Origin of the sequence: Nocardia sp. NBC_01377 (assembly GCF_045040005.1) — a bacterium.
GTDB classification, from domain to species: Bacteria; Actinomycetota; Actinomycetes; order Mycobacteriales; family Mycobacteriaceae; genus Nocardia; species Nocardia noduli.
In genome coordinates this window covers 1,675,778-1,695,337 of sequence record NZ_CP109566.1, presented here as the reverse complement: position 1 = coordinate 1,695,337, position 19,560 = coordinate 1,675,778, and the positions used below count along the sequence as shown (strand labels likewise).

The 19,560-nt window shown below is 62.9% G+C and carries 16 protein-coding genes and 1 pseudogene; 2 read left to right on the top strand and 15 right to left on the bottom strand.

The window, feature by feature from the left end; genetic code table 11:
- Nucleotides 1-14: 14 nt before the first annotated feature.
- From OG225_RS07475 to OG225_RS07445, 7 genes are all read right to left on the bottom strand, one after another.
- Nucleotides 15-1,355 carry a hypothetical protein gene (locus OG225_RS07475; RefSeq protein ID WP_405181000.1) on the bottom strand — a complete coding sequence of 447 codons (1,341 nt, stop codon included), beginning with the start codon at nucleotides 1,353-1,355 and terminating at the stop codon, nucleotides 15-17.
- 819 nt (nucleotides 1,356-2,174) lie between these two features.
- A complete protein-coding gene (locus OG225_RS07470; protein ID WP_405180999.1) occupies nucleotides 2,175-2,387 on the bottom strand; it encodes a hypothetical protein in 213 nt (70 codons plus the stop codon).
- A gap of 810 nt (nucleotides 2,388-3,197) precedes the next feature.
- Nucleotides 3,198-3,698: a DUF6301 family protein gene (locus OG225_RS07465; RefSeq protein ID WP_405180998.1), complete on the bottom strand. Its 501-nt coding sequence runs from the start codon at nucleotides 3,696-3,698 to the stop codon at nucleotides 3,198-3,200.
- Nucleotides 3,699-3,780: 82 nt separating this feature from the next.
- A complete protein-coding gene (locus OG225_RS07460) occupies nucleotides 3,781-6,939 on the bottom strand; it encodes a hypothetical protein (protein WP_405180997.1) in 3,159 nt (1,052 codons plus the stop codon).
- A 247-nt stretch (nucleotides 6,940-7,186) separates the two neighbouring features.
- The gene (locus OG225_RS07455; protein ID WP_405180996.1) at nucleotides 7,187-8,068 is read right to left on the bottom strand and encodes a hypothetical protein; all 882 of its coding nucleotides are present in this window, start codon (nucleotides 8,066-8,068) and stop codon (nucleotides 7,187-7,189) included.
- 810 nt (nucleotides 8,069-8,878) lie between these two features.
- Nucleotides 8,879-9,229: a hypothetical protein gene (locus tag OG225_RS07450; protein ID WP_216912803.1), complete on the bottom strand. Its 351-nt coding sequence runs from the start codon at nucleotides 9,227-9,229 to the stop codon at nucleotides 8,879-8,881.
- 74 nt (nucleotides 9,230-9,303) lie between these two features.
- Entirely contained in the window at nucleotides 9,304-9,639 is a 336-nt protein-coding gene (locus tag OG225_RS07445; protein WP_405180995.1) for a hypothetical protein, read from the bottom strand.
- 339 nt (nucleotides 9,640-9,978) lie between these two features.
- On the opposite strand from OG225_RS07445, the pseudogene OG225_RS07440 reads away from it, so the two are divergent.
- Nucleotides 9,979-11,310: pseudogene (locus OG225_RS07440) on the top strand (IS1380 family transposase); the annotation flags it as partial.
- A 260-nt stretch (nucleotides 11,311-11,570) separates the two neighbouring features.
- On the opposite strand, the gene OG225_RS07435 reads toward OG225_RS07440, so the two are convergent.
- From OG225_RS07435 to OG225_RS07415, 5 genes are read right to left on the bottom strand one after another with little or no spacing between them, the layout of a single operon-like run.
- Nucleotides 11,571-12,956 (bottom strand): hypothetical protein, encoded by a 1,386-nt coding sequence (locus OG225_RS07435; protein ID WP_405180994.1) that lies wholly within the window; start codon nucleotides 12,954-12,956, stop codon nucleotides 11,571-11,573.
- Complete coding sequence (locus OG225_RS07430) at nucleotides 12,940-13,389, bottom strand: DUF2744 domain-containing protein (protein ID WP_405180993.1); 450 nt, start codon at nucleotides 13,387-13,389, stop codon at nucleotides 12,940-12,942. The genes OG225_RS07435 and OG225_RS07430 overlap by 17 nt, the downstream gene beginning before the upstream one ends.
- Before the next feature lie 45 nt (nucleotides 13,390-13,434).
- The gene (locus OG225_RS07425; RefSeq protein ID WP_405180992.1) at nucleotides 13,435-15,117 is read right to left on the bottom strand and encodes a phage tail protein; all 1,683 of its coding nucleotides are present in this window, start codon (nucleotides 15,115-15,117) and stop codon (nucleotides 13,435-13,437) included.
- Entirely contained in the window at nucleotides 15,114-15,998 is an 885-nt protein-coding gene (locus OG225_RS07420) for a phage tail protein (protein WP_405180991.1), read from the bottom strand. Before OG225_RS07420 ends, OG225_RS07425 begins: the two co-directional genes overlap by 4 nt.
- Before the next feature lie 32 nt (nucleotides 15,999-16,030).
- Nucleotides 16,031-17,344, bottom strand: a complete 1,314-nt coding sequence (locus OG225_RS07415; protein ID WP_405180990.1) for a hypothetical protein — start codon at nucleotides 17,342-17,344, stop codon at nucleotides 16,031-16,033.
- Between the two features lie 263 nt (nucleotides 17,345-17,607).
- Between OG225_RS07415 and OG225_RS07410 the strand changes: the two genes are divergently transcribed.
- The gene (locus OG225_RS07410) at nucleotides 17,608-18,165 is read left to right on the top strand and encodes a hypothetical protein (protein ID WP_405180989.1); all 558 of its coding nucleotides are present in this window, start codon (nucleotides 17,608-17,610) and stop codon (nucleotides 18,163-18,165) included.
- Nucleotides 18,166-18,171: 6 nt separating this feature from the next.
- Here the strand turns inward: OG225_RS07410 and OG225_RS07405 are convergent, their stop codons facing one another.
- The 3 genes from OG225_RS07405 to OG225_RS07395 all read right to left on the bottom strand — a co-directional run bounded on the left by OG225_RS07405 (nucleotide 18,172) and on the right by OG225_RS07395 (nucleotide 19,491).
- The gene (locus OG225_RS07405; protein WP_405180988.1) at nucleotides 18,172-18,561 is read right to left on the bottom strand and encodes a hypothetical protein; all 390 of its coding nucleotides are present in this window, start codon (nucleotides 18,559-18,561) and stop codon (nucleotides 18,172-18,174) included.
- Nucleotides 18,561-18,746, bottom strand: a complete 186-nt coding sequence (locus tag OG225_RS07400; protein ID WP_405180987.1) for a hypothetical protein — start codon at nucleotides 18,744-18,746, stop codon at nucleotides 18,561-18,563. Before OG225_RS07400 ends, OG225_RS07405 begins: the two co-directional genes overlap by 1 nt.
- 373 nt (nucleotides 18,747-19,119) lie before the next feature.
- Nucleotides 19,120-19,491, bottom strand: a complete 372-nt coding sequence (locus OG225_RS07395) for a hypothetical protein (RefSeq protein ID WP_405180986.1) — start codon at nucleotides 19,489-19,491, stop codon at nucleotides 19,120-19,122.
- Between the last annotated feature and the right edge of the window lie 69 nt (nucleotides 19,492-19,560).

The window sequence follows — 19,560 nt, the reverse complement described above, 5'->3', positions numbered from 1 at the left end:
CGGGACTCCGGTGGTCATGTGATGTGGGCGCCGAAGGACAGGACGGCGGCCGTCTCCGCGCGAACCCGATCGGCTGAGTCGTCGACGGCTCGGAAGATATTGACGGTGAGCTTCTGATCGCGGGCGCGCAGAGCGGAGTTCGCTGTCGATCCGGGCCCGACCACCGTTGGAGGACGGGTCCACGCGGGAAGGGATATCGGCCCGAGCAGGTGCGCGAGCACGGAAAGACCTGAGCCGAGGGGCGCGGAGACGTCGATGGAGGGGTTGCGTGGCGGCTTCGGCGCGGGTGCGGGCGGCGGCATCTCGGACGGCGGTGGCGGTGTCGTCGCGGGTGGCGGCTTGGGCGGCGTGGTTTCTACCCGCGGGGGTGTCGGTTTAGGTGGTAGCGGTCGACTTGGTGCACCACTGCCAGGTGCGGGTGGGCCGTCGATTGCATCACGCCACGGAATAGGAGACTCTGGGTCATAGCGCGGCGCTTTGCCATCCGCGTTCGTCCGCCCATCCTGGTACAGCAGACCTGTCGATCCCGCGACCTGGAAATTATTCGCGAAACCGTCCTGGTTCGCTTGGCGCATCTGGTTGTTCATTCTCGCACCCAGATCGTGCACGTCGAACCCGCCGCCATCGGGAACGTCCTTGAAGCTGTAGTACTTCCACGCCTGAGTTTGATACCACACACGATACCGCTGGGTGCCGTCCGGGCCCGGCGGTTCGACCACGATCACACCGGTGGATCCGAGATAGTAGTGACCGAACGCGTTGTGCACGTCTCCTTTCCAACTACCCTCCGGTTCACCGTTGTTGATGTCGCTGGGTGTCACCAGCCAGGGAGCTTGGAATCCCAGCGCCGCTCCGTACTGCTGATGCTCGTTCGCGTAGGCGACTGCCAGGTCGATCTCATCCTGAATGCCGTTGACGTGCGGATGCGCCGCGTCCGATGGGCCCTCCCACTGGTCGCCGCCCATACTTCCGACGTAGGTCTGCCCGTTGAAGATCGCCTTGTTCGCCCATGGTGTGCTGATCGTCTCGCGCATCTCATCATCGGATAATCGGATCGGAGTGCCGCCGCGGCGCGGATCCGTGGAGGCACTGGAATGGTTCTCCCAGAACTCGTCGAGCAGTCTCCCCGCCAGCTCCCAGTTCTGAGACGCCCAGAGCTGCCTCACCGCGATGTAGGCGGCATACTCCCGGGGGTAGGCGGCAATACGTTCCAGGACGGATAATTTACTGCTGCCGTGCTCCTGTTCCTGCATATCGATATTCTTCTCGCCCTGCAGGGCGAGCTCGGGAATGGCGGACAGCGGTATGGGCGTGCCCGCGGGGTTCAGAGTGGGGTCGACAGGTTCCGGTGCCATCGTAATTTCCTAACGTTTCGGTGCCTGACCGGCAGCCGATCTCGGAACGACAGTGCGCGGTCGGCGCGAGGCATGTCGGCGACCTGCTCGTCGTGCCTGTCGGCATCGGAAAGGTTTGTGGCAGAGTGTGGAATCGGTTACGAAAACCGCTCACCTTCCTCGACGGATTCGTGCCGCAAACGATGATGCCGAGGAAGAATCCCTATTCGGCGCTGACGGCGCAGGTACGGCGCTGACGATATTGTCACTTACAGATCAGTTCATAATGAGTCGGTGTGCCGATAGGGCTTGGGCACAATGACATCCTAATCACCTCACGGCAAGCCAGATCGCTGTCACCTATTCATGCAGCAGCCCCACCGGCTGGCCACCACCAAGGTGTTTGCCGGATGGCTCACTCCCGAAACTGGTTAGGACCCACACCCGACAGTCAGGTCTCGAAATGAATGAATGGGATCAATCCGACTTCGAATATCCGAATCCTGCTTCAATTGTCAGCATCCCCCAGCCGAGGTTCGTGTGGTCGGATGACCGGAAGGAACCACCACCTGTGTGTTTCGGGAATGCCGTTCGGCAAGGGCGGTTGCGGAGGAATCAGCAGCGGTGCGAACCTGCGGAGATTTTCGTCGGCTTCCTCCAAGATTTCTCGCTCGTGGGGGTCGACAAGGTCTTTGCAGTCGAGCTCATTCATTATGAACTGCACCGACGACCGGTACTCACAGGCGATGGTCCAGCTGTCCCATTCTTGCACAGTTGCATGGAGGGCTTTGTCCAGAGTCGTGTCGATGTAGTTCTCCAAGGCCCATCGACTGTTGTCGATCAAACGAAACGCCCGATCATGAAAAGTTTTCCATGCCGCAGTTGAGATACTCGTTCGGTCGACGCATATCTGAAATAGTCCGGACATGGCTTTTCGAACAGCACATCGCGGTGTACGAACCAGTACTCCCCCTTCGATTCGTTCACTTCGGAAGACTTCTCGAAGTCGCCGAGCGCTTGGGCGATCCGCCGCTCTTGGAGGTTGTGATCCATTCCTACCTCATATCCTTCAATATTCCCGTACGCGTTCCCGTACACGACGATGTCACCGTATGTGAGCAATGTGAGCAGAGTATGTCAGGACGTGACCTTCATCGGCGTGCGTGCTCATCTCGCGCATCGCATCGTGCATCGTGATATTGAATGCCAGTGATTCGTCTCGCCTCATATCGGCCCACGTCACCGGACGCACCGGATCGATGAGGTGCTCCGTGCCTCACGGAGATCGAGGTTCTTCGTATGCGACTCGTCGGCGCCACATATATGGTCCGTACAGTCTTTGGTGGCCCACGGTGGCACGGATTCTGGCCGGACGTCACCGCCCGGCGCTGGCCCGTGAATCCGAGACCGGAGAAATACGTGCCGTATTCATCGTTGAGATTCTCGCCGAACGTCACCGCCCGGCGCTGGTCCAGGTCGAGGCATCCGATGCCCTGCCCGAGAACGTTGAGATTCTCGCCGACCGTGGCGGTCCGGCGCTGGGGGTGTCTTGGCCGAGGCCCACCGAAAACGCGCACGACCACGTTGTCCCACCAGTTGAGATTCTCGCCGACCACGGCGGTTCGGCGATGGCGGCACCGTGGCCCTTCTCTCCGACAGACATTGCGGACCAAGGGGCAGGTCAGGCCCCCTTCGCGACAGGCTCCGAGCCACGCAGACCGTCCGATTGGAATGCGTGCTCGAAGTCGGCCAGCGTAGATGGTGGACCGGTTGGAACTGGACCATGAGATCGGTTCCGAGCAGGCGAACGCGAATGCCGGACGGGCCGTGACCTACTCCGGCCGTGAAGATAAACGATGCTGCTCAGATGTCCTCGATCAAGCCGAGTCTTTCCCGCTCGGCGTATTCGTCGAGGTCGGCTTGATATTCGGGGCGAACGAGGCTGAGGGTGACCGCCACGAAGCTCGCGTCGAGTAGCACGATTATCCCTGGGTAATCCCATCTGATCATCGCCTCGATACCTGGTTCGTAGCGTGCGGGCGGGCCGAGAGTATTGACGAAAGCCTCCGCCAGGTCCTCGAAACCTCGCAGGATGGGAGGCATTCGTTCTTCGCTGGGTGCCCGGAAGTCGGCGACATCGGTGACCGGCGCCGCAAAGTGGACGATGTGCTTGTTCTCCAGATACACATAGCATTCCGGTCTGTTCACCGCGAGGTCGGTGCGTAACCACATGACGCCGTTCTCTCGGACGGGTTCCCATCCTGCGGCGTCGCAGAGCGGGGTGGGGTCGTCGAGGGGCCACTTCCAGTCGAATTCGGCTGCGATCCGGGCGATGCGGGTCGCGCCTTCGATGTCGGTGTGCATGGGTGCAGGCTACTTCCTGTCCGATCGGATGAATGGTGGCGGTGCACCGAATTCTCGCCGGTTCACCGCGTCGGGAGTCGTGTCACCGAATGTAGGCGCCGTGGGTGAGGACGGCCGCGGACTCATGATCGAGTACACGCCGCTGATCTATAGCGGGCATGCTGATGTTCACCACGAGGGACTGATCAGCCTGTCGCGGCACGAGCGGCGCGATCACCGGCAGCGCGGGCGCCAGCCAGGCTGCGAGATTGCGTAGATCCGGTAGGGCGAGACCGTCTAGCCAGTTCGGCGGGGAGCCGTCGATACCTCCGGTGGTTGCCGTGATCGGTGTCGCGCTCGGGGGCGGTGGGCCGTCGGGTTGGCCGAGGGTGAAGTTCTTCGCCGTTTGCGGATCCACGTTGTAGGCGGTGATGGTTCCCGTATTCGGCTCGGTATGTACGAGCACATAATCGAAGTCCTGTCGTCCCGACAGCAACTGCTTGGCCAGATCGGTGCCGTTCTTCTCGTCGTAGGCGCGCAACGCCGCGAGCGCCTCCGAGTCCGGCCGCAGGAACTCGTCCTGCGCGTAGGGCAGGGTGCCCTGTTCGAACGACACAGGTTTGTCCAGGCCCACATCGATCTGGCGGGAGCCGAACTGTGTCGCCGACTCGCCGCCCTTGTATTCCAGCAACACGACCCGACGAGTGCCGTCCGGGAGTGTCACCACACCGAGCCGGTCAGCCGTGTAGTTTCCCGAACCCTCGTGGATGATATCGATATTCGCTTGTCTGGCGTAGTAGTCGCCGCCGATCTCACCACGGACCTCGGGCAGACGACTGACCGCCAGCCGCTGCTCGCGCAAGCTCTTGGCCAACTCCGCGAGCCGTATGGATTCGGGATCAGTGAGTTTGAGTTGTTGGGTTTCATCGAGCGAGACAAGTGTTTTTCTGATTCTCTCGCCGGAGAAGTCCTTGACCGTCGCCTCCCGGGAACCGCCCTTTCCGTCGGGCACCATTAGCTTGGTCTGCCTGCTGTCGAGCATTGCCTCGATCTCGGCCAAGTCTTGGTCGCGGGCCGTCTTGCTCGCGTTCTGCGCGGCGTCCACTTCGCCGAGCATCCATTGCTCCCGTGCAGGCAACGAGTCGATCGGAATCCGCGCGATGGGGTCGTCGAGCAATTTTCCCGGTAGTGCCGCATCAGACTGTGACGCGTCCCAGGGTTCCTTCTTCGTATACTTTCCCTGTTGATTTTTCCACGACGTCGGTCCTCCCGGTTTTCCTTCACGGGTGATTCCCGGCGGCAACCCCCTGCCCTTCGGCAGTCCCACCCCCGTGCCCGCGCCGGGATTCGGACCGGAACCGCCGTGCTCACCGGGGAATCGGCGCGGGATGTCACTGCCCGGGCGCGGGCGGGATCCGAAAGGATCGGCACGAGGGTCGCTGATGTTGGGGCCGTCGATGCCCGCCGGGTCGGTTCTGCTCCACGGGGGCCGTGTGCCGTAACCGCCTCCTGGTCGATCCGGAAGCACCGCCCTCGGCGGGAGAGTGGCCTCACGCGGGACGGGGACCTCGCGGGCATTCCACGGCAGTTCCCCACGGGGGTAGTCGAGGATGGCAGGTACGGCCTCATCACCTGCACGCGCACCTGCACCCGCACCGAGATGTGTGCCCGCATTGTAGGGATTGGCAGGCTCGGGGATGAACGGCGAGGTTTCTGGATTCAGCTTCCAGGGCGCATTGAATGCAGGAGAACCCTCGGCCCCCGCCGCGCCGGCCCGACCACCGGTTGCACCCGATTTGCCGAGCGTGCCGAGTTCAGCCGCGAGTACCTGCTCGGTTTCACCGAAGAGTTTCCCGCCGAGGTAACTGAGTCCCTTTCCCAGAGGCTTGAAGACAACTCCTGGGGTGAAGGTGAGGATCGTCATGCCCGCACCGAAGGCGGCTTGCCCGTAGTTGCCGTCCAAAAGTCCCTCTTGGAGGTCATTGAGGCCGGTGAAGTCGCCGAGTAGTTCGCGGAAGTCGCCTTCGTTGAATTTGTGGTTGGGGCTCACGGGTACGAAGGGGCGGCGTGGGTCTGTGGGATAGGACCGGTCGGTGGCTTCCAACGCTCTTGCCTGTTCGACGGTCAGCAGTGAGATGCCAGCGCTCGCCAGACGACTGCGGGCATCGACTGCTTTTTGCCACAGTACGTTTTGCACTTGGGAGGCAGGGATACCGGCGGCGAGAAGCCGGTCGACTTCCTTCTGGCGGAGCTCGTCATCGATCGGTAGGTATTGCAGGTTGGCATAGACCTGGTCATAGTCCTGGTCCTGCGAGCCGTAAATGGAGCGGCCCAGCAGTGGCCCTGCAGCTTCACGCGAACGCTCGCCCGAAGGAGTTGTTGTTCTTGACCATTGAGGGCCCTCGTCGACCTGAACAACCGTCAGCGTATAGTCGTGCGGGTTGTAGGTTGACTTCGTCTGCTTCGAATAGTCGAAATGGGTGTACACGCCGTCGATGTCGAGATACCCGACGGAGAGCACTTCGTTGGAACACAGGCCGCGGACTTCACGTTTCTCTACGCCACGGCTGTCGACATAGATCGAGAGAGTGTTGCTGTCTTTGGTAGTTTCGGTACGCCAGTGCAGTAGCGCACCGGGATCACCACTCGGGTCGGGCGCGATATTCCAGCGGGTTCCCTCGGGATCGGTCGACCAGCCGTAGCCCTCCTGGTTGACCTGACCAACCAACGCACCCTGGACGAAGCCGCCCTTGCCGTCGGGAATATCCCCGAAAAGAGTTCTGTTGCCCTCGGAGTCGAACCCCACGCTGTCCCAGTTGCCACGCGAATTGCGACTGCTGTTCAGGCGGTCGACCGGATTTCCGTTCTCGTCGTACCGCACGGCCTCGACCTGACTGAGATTCGGGTTGCCGCCGAATCCCACATCGGCCGCTCCGGATGTCGAGTTTCCGGGATCGTAGACTTGGCCGTAGACTCCGTCGGTCGTACCGCCCTGCCCCTTGTTCATGTAGGTGGCGGGCCCGTTGGTACTGTCGGTCCACGATTGGAATCCACCGGCGCCGTCGTCGACCATGCGGTTGGTGCTGGTGCCGCCTGCGCTGTTCGTCCAGGTTCGGTCGACCGATTGGTTACCGTTGCCAGCCGGGATGGTGTAGGTGACCTCGACGCCGTTCTCCGTCACCTTCCAGGTATCACCTTCCTTCTTGCCCGTGGTGTCGGGCATCTGCAGGTCTGCGGGCTTGTTCGGTTCGTTGGGAGCCATGTCCCATCACCTCGATATCGGAGTTTGGTGAGCTGCGGTGGGTGAGAACCACTGCGGGCTGGCATTTCCGCGACCGGGCACCGACATGTGGCGGTTCGGGGGCGGAAACAGAAATGCTGTGCTCGACCCTGGGGTCGAGCACAGCATTTCGGGGGGCGGTCCGGCGGACTCCGCCGCGGTCCTTCTCATTCAGATGCTTCTGCCATCGGTGCCCGTGTCGACGAGCCGTTCGCAACGGTGTGTCGCCTCAGGTGATGCGCACGTAGGTTCCGGTGACGTTGATGGTCGCTGGTGCGAGGCTGGCCAGGCTGTAACCGTCACTGACCTCGAGGGTGATCTGGTCGTTCTCTGCGACAGTGACGGTGGCGCTAGCCACAGCAGGGTTGGCGGTGCTACCGGTGGCGATGACGGTGCCGTTCTTCTTCAGACGCGCCGCGATCGTGTTCGGGAAGGTACTCGCCGTCCAGGAGACATTGGCGGTGACGGTCGCCGATGTCTTGTTTCCCTGGCTCACCAAGGCATTGGTGTTCACGGTCGAGCCGGGATAGTTGGTGGTGTCTGCGGTCCATCCGGTCACCTGTATCCAGGCATTCTGGGCGTTGGGACCGGTCTGGGTTCCGCTCTTGTTCATTCCCGACGGCCGAAACCCGGGAACTGAGGCAGCCGTCAGATTTCCGGTGCCGGTCAGTGCGGCGGTTACTGGTGCGGGTGGGGTGTTGGTTACCCCGATAGCGGTCGCCTTCGCGTAGAACACCGGTGCCGCCGAGGCTTTGGGCACGACCGCAGCCGAGAGTTCGCCGGCACTGCTCGACAGCGCGTTCGCCGTCGTGGCGCAGCCAGCCCCGTTGAAGAGAGCCGAAACCAGCACTGAACCCGTGCTACCGACGGCTACCGCGGCTGTGGCGGTTCCGGTGCTGGCGAGCACAGCAGCAACTGTTGGTCGCGCAACGACCGCGGCGGTGAGTTGCCCGGAAGCGCCCGCTGTCACCGCCAGAACTGTAGAGGCTTTCGCTGTTGTGAGTAGCGCCCCGGTACCGTTGAGTGCTGCGGTGATGAACGGCGGGATGATCGGAATGTCGCGGCCCGCGATAACCGAGGTCGGCGCCGAGGGCAAAGCGACTGTGTTCACGGGTGGGCCGGGGCTGGTCGGAGTAGCCGACGGCGACGCTGGCAGTCCTGCCGTCCTCCATGCGGTATCTGCCACTGCGGTTTCCTCCAAAAGTATTGTTGTATATAAGCTTTCGATGCGACGTGATCACCGGAGATGTCAGCGACAGAGCAGGCCGGTGCCGCGCTCGACCATCGGCCGAGCGCGGCACCGAGCGGTTTCGACACGCACAGAAGCAGAACCGGCGACTCGCTGGACGAGTACGCGGTCGCCTTCTAGCGGTGTCGTCCTTCCTATGCCGTGGCGGTGCCTCGGGCATAGAACGCCGGCCGCGCACCGGCATACACGGCCGTTGCCGTCGCCAATACGCCGAGACCGGTCAAGCCTGCGCTGGCACTCGAGGCATTGGTATCCGCCCCGAATGACGCGTTCACCACGATTCGACTGCCGACTCCGCCCGCCACACGCGCCGTCGCGGACCCCGTGCCGCCGAAATTCGGAACACAGGACTGCGAGTACCTTGCTGTCGCGGTCAGCGAGCCCACGCCGCTACCTGCAGTGATCGTGGGCGAGGACGGCTTGAACAGCACTGTCGGCACGCCTGTGCCTGCGAAGAACGCTGTCACGAATGCCGGGACAACCGGTACTCGCGTCCCGTCGATGTGGGCGACCGGCGACGATGGTAGCGCTGTCCCGCCGGTCGACGGCGCTGGAATGACGGGAGCCACGGTCGGTGGTGCGGGGAGCGTTGCCACGATCAGCCGTTGTGAGGCTGTCATTTCGCCTTCCTATTCAATTGTGGCCCAACCATTTCAGGCGGGGTCGGTGCACTCAGCTCATGGCGAAGGTGGGCGTGACGAGCAGAGTGCCCTGGGCTCCGAGGGTGGTGGAGGCGATGGCGACCTTGTCGATGAAGGTGCCGCCGGTGGCGGCGCTCCACAGTCCGGCGTGGGTGTAGGTGCCCGCGGGCAGGTTGATGGTGACCTGGCTGCCAGTGATCTGTCCGCTGGCCGGGGCGGACCAGGTGGTGGCGATACGCGCGTAGGCGGGCGAACCGCCGGATGCCTCGTTGGTGCCGGTGGTGCCGGGGTCCGCGGTGTGGACCGAGACGTAGACGGTGGTGGCGATGTTGGCGTAAGCGGTGCACAGGGCGTTCTTGGTGGCGGTGACGGCGATGGCCATGGTGGCTCCTCGAGAGATGTTGTGCGGAGGGTTGTTTCGTTGGTCCTCGCATACGCGAGGGACATGGTGGTGGGCTAGGTTCTGACGACGATGCCCGCGAACCAGGCGTAGGTGGTCACCGGCGCGGTCGGGTAGGTCACGAGCATCGTGTAGCGCGAATTGGCGGGGATGTCGTTGCAGGTCGCTGCTGCCACGTTCCAGGTCGCCGCTGTCGAGGTGACGGTGGCCGACCAGGTGCCCAGTGAACTACCGCCGGGTGCGGTCAGGACGATGGATACCGTTGTGCCTGACGGGAATACGGCTCCGTCGGAGGGTTGGATCGTTTGTACGAAGCCGGCGCCCGTGGTCAGCTTCAACGGTTCGAGTGTGGGCTGATAGCCCAGATAGCCGGGATCGTTCGATATGGTCATAGGGTTCCTTTCATGGTTGCGCCCCGTCCATCGGTTTCGTAGACGATTCGGTTCGACGATTCGGCCGAGACCTACCTCGTCACGCCGAATGTTCGGGCCGATTGCGAGGTGCGACATCCAACGAATGTGCGCCGACTGCCGTCACGGCAGCGGGGCCGGTTGGGTTGGCGTGATGTGCGCATGCTCGGAGCCCAAGCACGAATTCGATAGGGCGCCTTAGCCTCGATCCACCGATGAAATCGGCGATAAGGGCGTGTTGAAATAAAGAAAGTGCCTTCTGACCTGGGAGGATTGGAGTTCTCACACAACAATCAAGACCAGATCCGAAAGACACTTTCAGTGCGATTGTTCCACACGTTCGCCGCGGACTCGGCGCGGTTCGATGATGACAACCTCGTGTCGGTGGCCGGTTTGGTGCCGGTGATGATGTTGGCCGAGCAAACCGGCCTGACCAGGCTGTTGACGGAGAAGGTCGTCATCGACGCGTCGCGGATCAAGTCGGGATCGGCGAACCCGGCGCCCAAGCTTGCCACCCTGATCGCGGGAATGTGCGCGGGCGCGGACAGTATCGACGATATCGACCTGCTGCGCAGCGGCGGCATGAAAAAACTGTTCGAGAACGTGTATGCGCCCTCGACAGTCGGAACTCTTTTGCGGGAGTTCACTTTCGGCCACGCCAAGCAGTTGGAATCGGTGATGCGGAAACATCTGATCGCCTTGGCTGCTCGCGTCGATCTGCTGCCCGGAATCGAGACCCGTGCGTTCGTCGACATCGACTCGCTGCTGCGCCCGGTCTACGGGCGCCAGAAACAGGGCGCCTCCTACGGGCACACCAAGATCGCGGGCAAACAGATTCTGCGCAAAGGACTTTCGCCGTTGGTGTCCACGATCAGCACCGACCTCGCCGCCCCGGCGATCGCCGGAATGCGGTTACGTGCCGGTAAGACCGGCTCCGGCAAAGGAGCCGCGTCGATGGTCACCGCCGCGATCGGCACCGCCCGCTCGGCCGGAGCGACCGGCACGATCGTGGTGCGCGGGGACTCCGCGTTCGGCAACCGTAAGGTCGCGCGCGCCGCATTGCGCGCCGATGCGCAGTTCTCTGTGGTGTTGACCAAGAACACGTCGGTCAACACCGCGATCGCAGCGATCGCGGAGGACGCATGGACCCCCGTTCGTTATCCCGGCGCGGTCCGTGATCCCGACACCGGGGAATGGATCTCCGACGCCGAAGTTGCCGAAATCTCCTACACCGCTTTCGCTTCCACCAAGGACCGGGTCACCGCCCGGCTGATCGTGCGTCGTGTCAAAGACGCCCGCTACCCCGACACGCTATTCCCGATCTGGAGATATCACCCGTTCTTCACCAACTCCAAGGAGTCGGTCGCCGATGTCGATATCACCCACCGCCGGCACGCCGTCATCGAAACCGTGTTCGCCGACCTGATCGACGGCCCGCTGGCGCATATTCCGTCCGGGCGCTTCGGCGCCAACTCCGCCTGGGTCCTGTGCGCGGCGATCGCCCACAACCTGCTGCGTGCCACCGGCACGCTGGCCGGCGGCCGCCTCGGCCGGGCGCGAGGATCAACCCTGCGCCGCAAAATCGTCAACATCCCCGCCCGCCTGGCCCGGCCGCAACGGCGCCCGATCCTGCACCTACCCCGCCACTGGCCCTAGGTGGATAGATGGCTCACCTTGTGGCACAACACAATCGGCTACAGCCCGCCGATCTCACCCGCCATCTGACCACCCGCCGCACACGGCCCCGAACGATACAAAGTGGAAATGCTGGGCAGACCAGCGGCTACCCCACGCCCGAAACCCGCTGGTCCGCGCGCCTCCGGCGCACAGACCAACCCGAAACCCGCGTCGGTGGATCGAGGCTTAGGTCGACGCGGATGCTGATGACATTGCTGCGCTGAGCTTTTTGGGTCTCAGGAGAAGGAGCAGAGCGTGCCGTCGAAATAGGTTCGGGTGCCGGAGGTGTCGCCGTACATTCCGTTCGAGCCGGCGATGTAATAGCCCGGCGCCCAAACGGTCCCCTCGCCGGCGAAGACGACGAAGGTGCCCGCTGAGCGGTAGACCACGGAGCCTTCGGTTTCACCACCGCCGCGGACGAGTTTCCACAGTCCGCCGGGATTGGGTGCGCTCCACAGGGATACGTTGTAGAGGTAGCCGGTTCCACACGGCTGGTTCCATTGAGCGCTGACGTTCATGATGTACCAGCCGGGTTTGGTGATCTGGATCTGACCGGAACCGAGGTCGAGAACGTTGATCTTGTTCGCTTGGCGGACGGTGTCGAAGATCGTGCCGTACCGGTTGCTTCCCGCGCTCTGGGTGACGGCGGTGATGCTCTGTCGATACAGCGACCAGCCGGTTCCGACCACCGGTGGTGAGGTGGTGTCGGCCGCGGCGAAGGATTCGGCATCGAATCCGTAGTACATGGTCGTGCCACCCCAGCCTGTCTCGGCGTAGAACGCGCTGTAGAAACCGACATAGCGGTTGTTCGCGCCGACCGGTGACGTGACCGCGGTATCGGTGTAGCCGAGTCGGCTGACGCCGTTGACCAAGACCTCATAAGCCGAGCCCGTCGCAGCGACCGTGACGGTATCGCCCGTGCTGAGTGTCAGCCCCGTCTTCTCGACCCAGTTGGTGATGGTCATGGTCCCACCCACCAGCGTGCCGCGCTGCAACATCACTTTCGTCGTCCCGATCTGAACGATGACGAACGTGGACAGGTCAGCGGCCGCGCGGATGAGCAGGCCACTGCCGGTGTAGTTACCGGCTTGGTTGGCACGGCCCAGCACCAGCGACACCGACTGGGCATCGGTCATCAACGGCGTCTTGTACAGCGCGAAGTCACCACCGGTACCGGTGTTGCCACCCTTGGCGATACCCGCCTGGTTTCCGACGATGACCATGTCGGGAACCGCAGTCGCGCTGTTGTTCCACTTGAAGACATCCCACTTGGTGGTGTCCCAGATTTCGAAGACGTCGGTGACCGCCGCGCCCCCGACCTCGTTCTGGGTTTGACCGGTTTGCAGGTTGGCGATCGCTGAGGCGTTGGACGCGGAGGTGTTCTGCGCGGCGTTCGCTGTCGACTGCGCGTCCGAGGCGCCGACCTGTGCCGAGTTCGCGGCGCTCAGGGCACGGTTGGTCACCGAGTTCAGGTTCGAGCCGACCGCGTCCACGCCGGCGAATGACCCCATGACACTGGACAGGATGGATTGCTGTGCCGCGGCCCAGGTGACCGACTGCAGACTGCGGATCGAGCCGCCGGTGTACGCACCGGAGGGGACCTTCTTATCGGGGCTCGTCATCGGTCACCTCCTGCAGTGACGCTCGAGCAGTGCCGACCTGCGCGTGGTTGGTGTCGAGATCGCGAGGATCGACCAGGTGTTTGAGCTCACCGGATTCGCGCAACTGCTGCACCAGATATGCCCGCTCGTCCGGGGTCAGATGAGAGACATCGGGGGCTGAGGCCTCGGCCGGCTGTACCGCGCCCTTCTCGGCCCATTGTCCCGCGCCGTTGAGCCAGTGTGTGACCCCCCGTGCGGGCGGGTGGAATTGTTTGGTCTGTTCGTCCGGGTAGTGGCGAAATCCGAGGTCCCACAAGTGTTTCGACCACTGCCGAAGCACATCGGGATGCACCAGAAGCGGTGAGTTCCGTGGCCCCGGCAAACCGACCAGCGCCCAGACGAACGCTTCGTACGGGTCGTCAGGATCGCAGTCCTCATGCAAAGGAATGGGCATAGTTCTCTCCGACAAATAGAAGAATGGATGACCGGCCTGGACGGATCACATCTGGACGGCCAGAGAATGGATGTCGTCGACGATGTCGGAGACAACCCGCATCGACTTGGCGAACGGCATGTCGTGATCGCGGTCCGAACCGATGGTGATCTGCCAGGCGGGACTAGCCGTGCGCGACCAGGCGAGTTCGAGTTCGGTCACCTGGTCGACGTAGACCGAGCCCTCCGGCATGCCTTTGACGGTGGAACCGACCCGATCACCGAGAAAGAAGTGCCCTTGGCCCTGGTCGCCGATCAGATACGGTTCGCCGTTGGCGACGGTGAACTTGTGGGTGAAGTGCCGCCGTGTCTTCCACAAACCCTCACCGAGAGTGAGCAGCGAGCCGAGGGTGTACGCGCGGTCGGCGCTGTTCTCGAAATGCTCGTAGTAGTGCGACCAGCCCGAATTCGCTTCGCGCTGGGGCGAACTGAACTGCATCCAGGCCAGCAAAGTATCCGAGAGCAACGCGGTGGCGATGGTGTTCACCACCGCGGTCGTGCCGTTGGCGATGCCGGCCATGATGGGACCGACATAGGCCACTGAGCCGAGTGCGCCCGCGGTGACCATGCCGATGAACTGGATCGCCGAGGAGATCGCTTCGTTCACACCCGGCATCGAATGACCACCGGTAAGAATCTGTGTGGCCGAGGACGGGTTGATCACGAACTGGGAGGTCTGGATACCGGTGTGGTCGTTCTGCCGGTACACCACCCACGGATTCGAGGGCAACGTGCCCATCCATCCCGGGTTCTTGTACAGCGCCGGGGCGTTCTGATCCGGGAGGACATCCGGGCTGTAGTCGAGCAGGGTGTTGTCGAGGACCTGTATGGTGTGCGCCAGCCCGTCCCAAACGTCGCCGCCGGTGCTGGTGCCGGTCCAGAATCCGGATTTGTCGACGATATCGATGACCAGACAGCCGTGGCGCAGGTTCGCACCCGGCCACGGCGGCGGATCACCGCGCAACCAGCGCCGCGTGACCACGGCCAGTTGCGCGGATTCCAGTGCGCCGGAGGCAGCTTCGTGGAAGTTCCGGAATCGGGAACCGAAGATCGTCCACATCGAGGTGTCGGAGTCGAACTCACCGGGTTTGACCACCACGGCCCAGTTCGACTGATCGAGCCCGCCCCATTGGCTGGAGTCGATCGGATCCTCGGGTATCGGTGCCGACAGCGAGGATTCCAGTCGCAGCAGATTCAGGTGCAGCGCGGTCTTGAGCACCCAGACGCTGGGGCCGGCGAGCATGAACTCGCGGGGGATCTGCACCGCTGCGGGCAGGAACGGGTTCGACCAGCAGTAGATGTGTTTGAGTTCCTGATAGGAGTGCATGAACAGCAACTCCACGGTGGTGACACCGTGCTCGTCGGTCTTGATGACCGCCTTCTCCAGCCTGCCGTCCCAGCGCGCACCGTCTTTGTCGACGGTGATGTGCACATTCTGCGTCGCGCGTCCGTTGATGTCGACAGCCCACTCGGCCAGGTAATAGTCGTAGGGCAGCACGAGCATCCCGGTGCCGGACTGGTTGAGCACCCAGCGGAAGTCCGCGTTGATCTCTGCGCCGCAGATGCCGCGCAGATTCCAGTCGCCGTCCCACAGCCGCACCAGCGGGCGTCCGTATCGCTGCTGTTTACGAGTCGCCCTGGCCTTGTGAGCATCCGCATAGATCGCGGGCAGATCGGTCACGGTCGTCACTGCAGCCCCCACGGACGTGACCAGTTGCGTGGCTGCACCACCAGTACCGACGCGCCGACCGGCGCCCCGGTCACCGTCACTGTGACATTGGTGGCCGCGGTATAGGGAGGCACCGGGTACAGGAAGCTGACACCGTTCATCAACGCCCAGATCTGCGACCGATCCGCCGCGACGATCATCTCCTCCATAGGATCGGTGTCGATGGTCAGGTCTTGGCCGGTCGCGGTGACCGGGAGGGTGATCGTGCGCGCCGCGTCAGCGGCGTTGGCACCCCAGGAGAAGTCCGGCAGGGTCCACTTGCTCGGCGCCGAACACACCCATTTCAGCCACATCGGCTGATCGGTCGGATTGGCGATACTCAAGGTGCCGCTCTGGCTGGTACTCGGGGCGGTCGTGGAGATGGTCGCGGCCCACGCGCTGGTGACATTCGATTCCACCCACCACGGATTGCCCGCGGTGCAGGTCATGACGACCTTGCCCCACCGCTTCAGATGCGGGTCTTTGTCCGGTTTGAAGTCCGGCTGCTCCGACATGCGCAGTTTCAACGATCTCGTGCCGAAGTCGGTGGTGATCGTCAACGTCGAATCCCGGTCGTAGGCCCACGCTTTGCGCCAGGCCGAATCCACCGCCTCCCACGACCGTCCCGCCGCTTCGGAGATGTTGAGCGCGAACACGACATCGCGTTTGTTGGTCCGGTATCCACCGAACGACGAGCCGACCTGAAAGGCCGACTGATTCCAGATCGTCGTCACCGGAGCGTCGTACAAACCGCTCGGTGACGTCGCCAATTCCACACCCTCACGACCACGACCCTGACCAGCGATCGTCCATATCGAACCATCCACCCCGGTCACCGTGATCATCGCAGCATTCGGTGCCACAGATTCACCTCAATCCATTCATCGAGCCACCATCACGAACGGGACAATTCCCATTGGATGGCAAGCACTTTCAATCTGCTGATGATGTCTTCGTTGCTCGACATCGAAATATTCACCGTCGCCGGCTGTCCCGGCGCCGTGGGCGGTGCATACGCGTTTCCGGAACTACGCCGGCCCTGGTCTGACTGCGAGGCCAGCATCTTCTGCAAGAACTGCGGATCAGCGTTGAGCGCCTGCAGAAATGGGCGGTTCACCGATGTGGTACGCGCGTTCATCACGAACTCGCCGTCCGACAACCAGGCCGGGATCTTGTCGCCGATGGACGACCCCGGACCGGATATCTCGCCGCCCGAGGCGCGGTGCGCCGGTTTAGTTCCGTGTTCAACATTGACCGACGTGGATCCCGATTGATCGAAATTCTGAGCGTAACCTCGATTGTGAAGTTGCTCCATATCGTTGTTAACCGCTGCAGGAACCGCGTCCCCGAGGCCGTTGCCGAAGTCAACTCGCTTTTCATCGAAATTGTATCTGTCGTAGTAGTTGTGCTGATAAATGATGTCGTAGTCGATCCCACTACCATCCGCCGACGGGCCGGTAACAACGACCACACCCGTGGTATTGGTCGAGAAATTTCCGAGCGAGAATTGAACATCGTCGGCGAAACCATTGCTCTGGACGATGTACCAAGGCTGGATCGGTACATCCTTGTCGACATTATCAAGACTTCGCATGTTTTCGGTCTCACCCACATTGATAGCCTGCGGTTTTCCGTACAACGACGGATCCTGCCTCGCCTTCTCGACCGCTGCATCGATCGCCGCTAGGCGCTGCACTTCGTTTGCGTCCGAAACACGCTTTGTACCCGATATCTTCGCGATCTCCTCTGGAGTGAGATAATATGGATCGCCGCTGGCTCCTGTGAAATGATCCAGCCTGTTGTAGGACATTTCGTAGCCCTTCGACAGGAAATACAGATATGCCGCTTGCGCCTCAGATGTCGCGACTTCGCCGACGATGGGCGTATCCATACGCCATCTCTGGGAAGCGTACGGATCCTCGCCCGCGGTACTGTTCGGAGATTCCGGGGCCGCCAACGCCCGCAGCAGAAATACGAGATCGGCCGACGACCCCTCCTCCGGCGGTCGACGCGAGGTCAGCGAGTCGAGGTATTGCTCGACGAGGTTCGGACCAGGATCGGGCGACGTGTATCCGGTCGGCGCACGCGAACCGTCGGGGCCTACCATCATCTCCTCGAACGTCCGCGGCACGTTCTGCGATGGTTGCGTGGTCGTCAGGGAGTCGATGTAGTCGTCCAGTCCGCTCGACTGACCTCCTCGGCCTCCCATCGCCAGATCCTCGAACGACGAGGGTCTGCTCGGTACGGATTGACTTGGGGCCGTTAATGATTGCGTGTACTCGTCCAAGAACGAAGGGCTCTGGGCAGGCCCCTTCGGTACGGGTGGGTTCGGTTGTGGTGCCATTACTGCTCCAATTGGTGGCCCATCGGGACCACCGGTGACGGATTCGGACGCGAACTACTGTGGCGGCCTGCCGCATGCGGATCGGGCCAGCTATTGCTAACCCTCGCCACGCGTGGTACTTGGAGAGCGTGAAGTTGACATGGCGGCGGGCCATCGCGGCGGTAGGCCTGATATCGGCGACCATCATCGCCCTCACACTGGTCGTACCGAATCGGCAAGCCATCGGCGATTGGCTCGATCTCGGCACCACCCCATGGGGATCAGCACACCAGGAGACCCTGCGCGCATTCCCCGATCTACTGCCGAGACGGCAATCCGGCGAAGCATGGCAACCCGGCTACTACTGCGCCGGTGTCGACTATCCTTCTGCCCCCGAAATCAGATGCAGTAAGGAAAATCATCCCGATCCCTACCTCGTGATCGTCGACCTCGGCAGTCACGACGCGGTGCTGCACAGCGTCGAAATCGCCCCGGGAACGCGGCCGGACCGGCCCGTGCACCATCCGAGCTTCCCCGAGGCGCTGATCGGTACACCACAAATGCGGGTGAGCGATACCGCCCGAGTATTCGTATGGTTTCCGCCGGAGTCCCCGAAATCCCGCTTCCTACTGGAGATCTCCTGGAAGCATCACACCGAGGACGATGTCTTCGACCGATGGCTACCTACCCTGCCGATTCGCCCCTGACCACGTTCAGCTGACGTAGACGCACACCCACAACCCGGCACCGATCGCTTGTCCGGTGCCGTTCTGATGCATACGTACGTCGATGACATCGCCGGGCAAGAACACCGGTTGCGCGGTGATCGGCACCGAGATCGGTATCTCCGCGGCGAGATTCACACCGGTTGCCGTCGTCACCGATCCGAAGGTTTGGATCACGGTTCCGGCGCGCACCTGTCGTGTGGTGATGGTGACGTTGTTCGTGGCCGCTCCGGTAACGGTGGAATATGCGGGTGGCGCGACGATTTCGATATCGGTGATGGTGTCGCCACTGTAGAAGACCGGCGAGTAGACACCGGCTAATGTTGTGACGTCGGCGCCGGCGGCGGCCTGTGCGGGCAGTACGGCGGTGTAGATCATCAGCCCTCCCAGGCGGGTGTGGTGAACTGGTTGATGAGGTTTTGCAGGGATTCGTCGCGACGCTGGTCTCGCGCCAGGTCGACGGCGCTGACCGGGCGGGGCATCGGTGTGATCGTCGGCGGGTCTCCGCCGGCGGCGGCGATGACGGCGACCTGTACTCCTTGCAGGGCGTCGATGATCGACAAACCCCGTACTGCCCCTCCGCAGGCGCGGCGTCGCTGGGCTCACGGCCTGTAACCCACGCCCTCACAGCGTTGGGACCGAGGAGGGTCTATCTCCCCGGTCCCAACATTTCAGTGTCCGCCTCGAACCGCCACGACGTGGGGTTCCCGTAGAACTCGCCGAATGTGTTGGCAGGCGAACCTCAGAGTTCGCCCTGGCGCGTCGATCACTCCCAGGGCCGCGACGCCGCGATGCTCGCCCCGACCCGCGCCCTGGTCGCCGAACTCAACGCCCTGGCCCGCGCCGAACGCCTACACCAGGCCGAACGGCGCTTCGAATACCTCGGCGCCGAAACCCCGCTCGCGGATGGGCACTCGGCCTCGGCCGGGGACATCATCACCACCCGCCGCAACCATCGCCGCCTGCGGATCTCCGATACCGACTACGTCCGCAACCCTGGTCCAGGCGCTGCTGTTCGTGCCGGTCGGCGGCCGCGTACTGCCGGGGGCCGGTGGGGCGGCGGTCGAGATCGGGGATCGCGTGCGCGGCACGCCATATCGCGAGTTCGGCGGTCAGCGCCGGGTCTGCTTCGCGGAGGCGTCGCGCCCACAACGGGACCGCGTCACCGGTGGTGGTCCGTGCCTGGGTGGCGATCTGTTCGGCCATGGTGGTGATCTGTTTCGCGCGTACCGCGAGGTGGTGGTGGTCCTGCTCACCGGGGTTCAGCGCGGCCGGGATCTCGGGCAGCCAGCGCAGCGGCCCTGGCATCGTCAGGCGCAAGGGTGAGCGGATAAGTTCAGAGTGTCCTTCGAAAATCCCTCCACATGGGAGCCATAA

Coding starts and splice junctions, on each gene's coding strand:
- OG225_RS07405 (WP_405180988.1), bottom strand. CDS start 18,561: ATGATCTACACCGCCGTACTGCCCGCACAGGCCGCCGCCGGCGCCGAC.
- OG225_RS07475 (WP_405181000.1), bottom strand. CDS start 1,355: ATGGCACCGGAACCTGTCGACCCCACTCTGAACCCCGCGGGCACGCCC.
- OG225_RS07450 (WP_216912803.1), bottom strand. CDS start 9,229: ATGGCCATCGCCGTCACCGCCACCAAGAACGCCCTGTGCACCGCTTAC.
- OG225_RS07460 (WP_405180997.1), bottom strand. CDS start 6,939: ATGGCTCCCAACGAACCGAACAAGCCCGCAGACCTGCAGATGCCCGAC.
- OG225_RS07395 (WP_405180986.1), bottom strand. CDS start 19,491: ATGCCAGGGCCGCTGCGCTGGCTGCCCGAGATCCCGGCCGCGCTGAAC.
- OG225_RS07465 (WP_405180998.1), bottom strand. CDS start 3,698: ATGCACACCGACATCGAAGGCGCGACCCGCATCGCCCGGATCGCAGCC.
- OG225_RS07435 (WP_405180994.1), bottom strand. CDS start 12,956: ATGACGAGCCCCGATAAGAAGGTCCCCTCCGGTGCGTACACCGGCGGC.
- OG225_RS07430 (WP_405180993.1), bottom strand. CDS start 13,389: ATGCCCATTCCTTTGCATGAGGACTGCGATCCTGACGACCCGTACGAA.
- OG225_RS07445 (WP_405180995.1), bottom strand. CDS start 9,639: ATGACCATATCGAACGATCCCGGCTATCTGGGCTATCAGCCCACACTC.
- OG225_RS07415 (WP_405180990.1), bottom strand. CDS start 17,344: ATGGGAGGCCGAGGAGGTCAGTCGAGCGGACTGGACGACTACATCGAC.
- OG225_RS07470 (WP_405180999.1), bottom strand. CDS start 2,387: ATGGATCACAACCTCCAAGAGCGGCGGATCGCCCAAGCGCTCGGCGAC.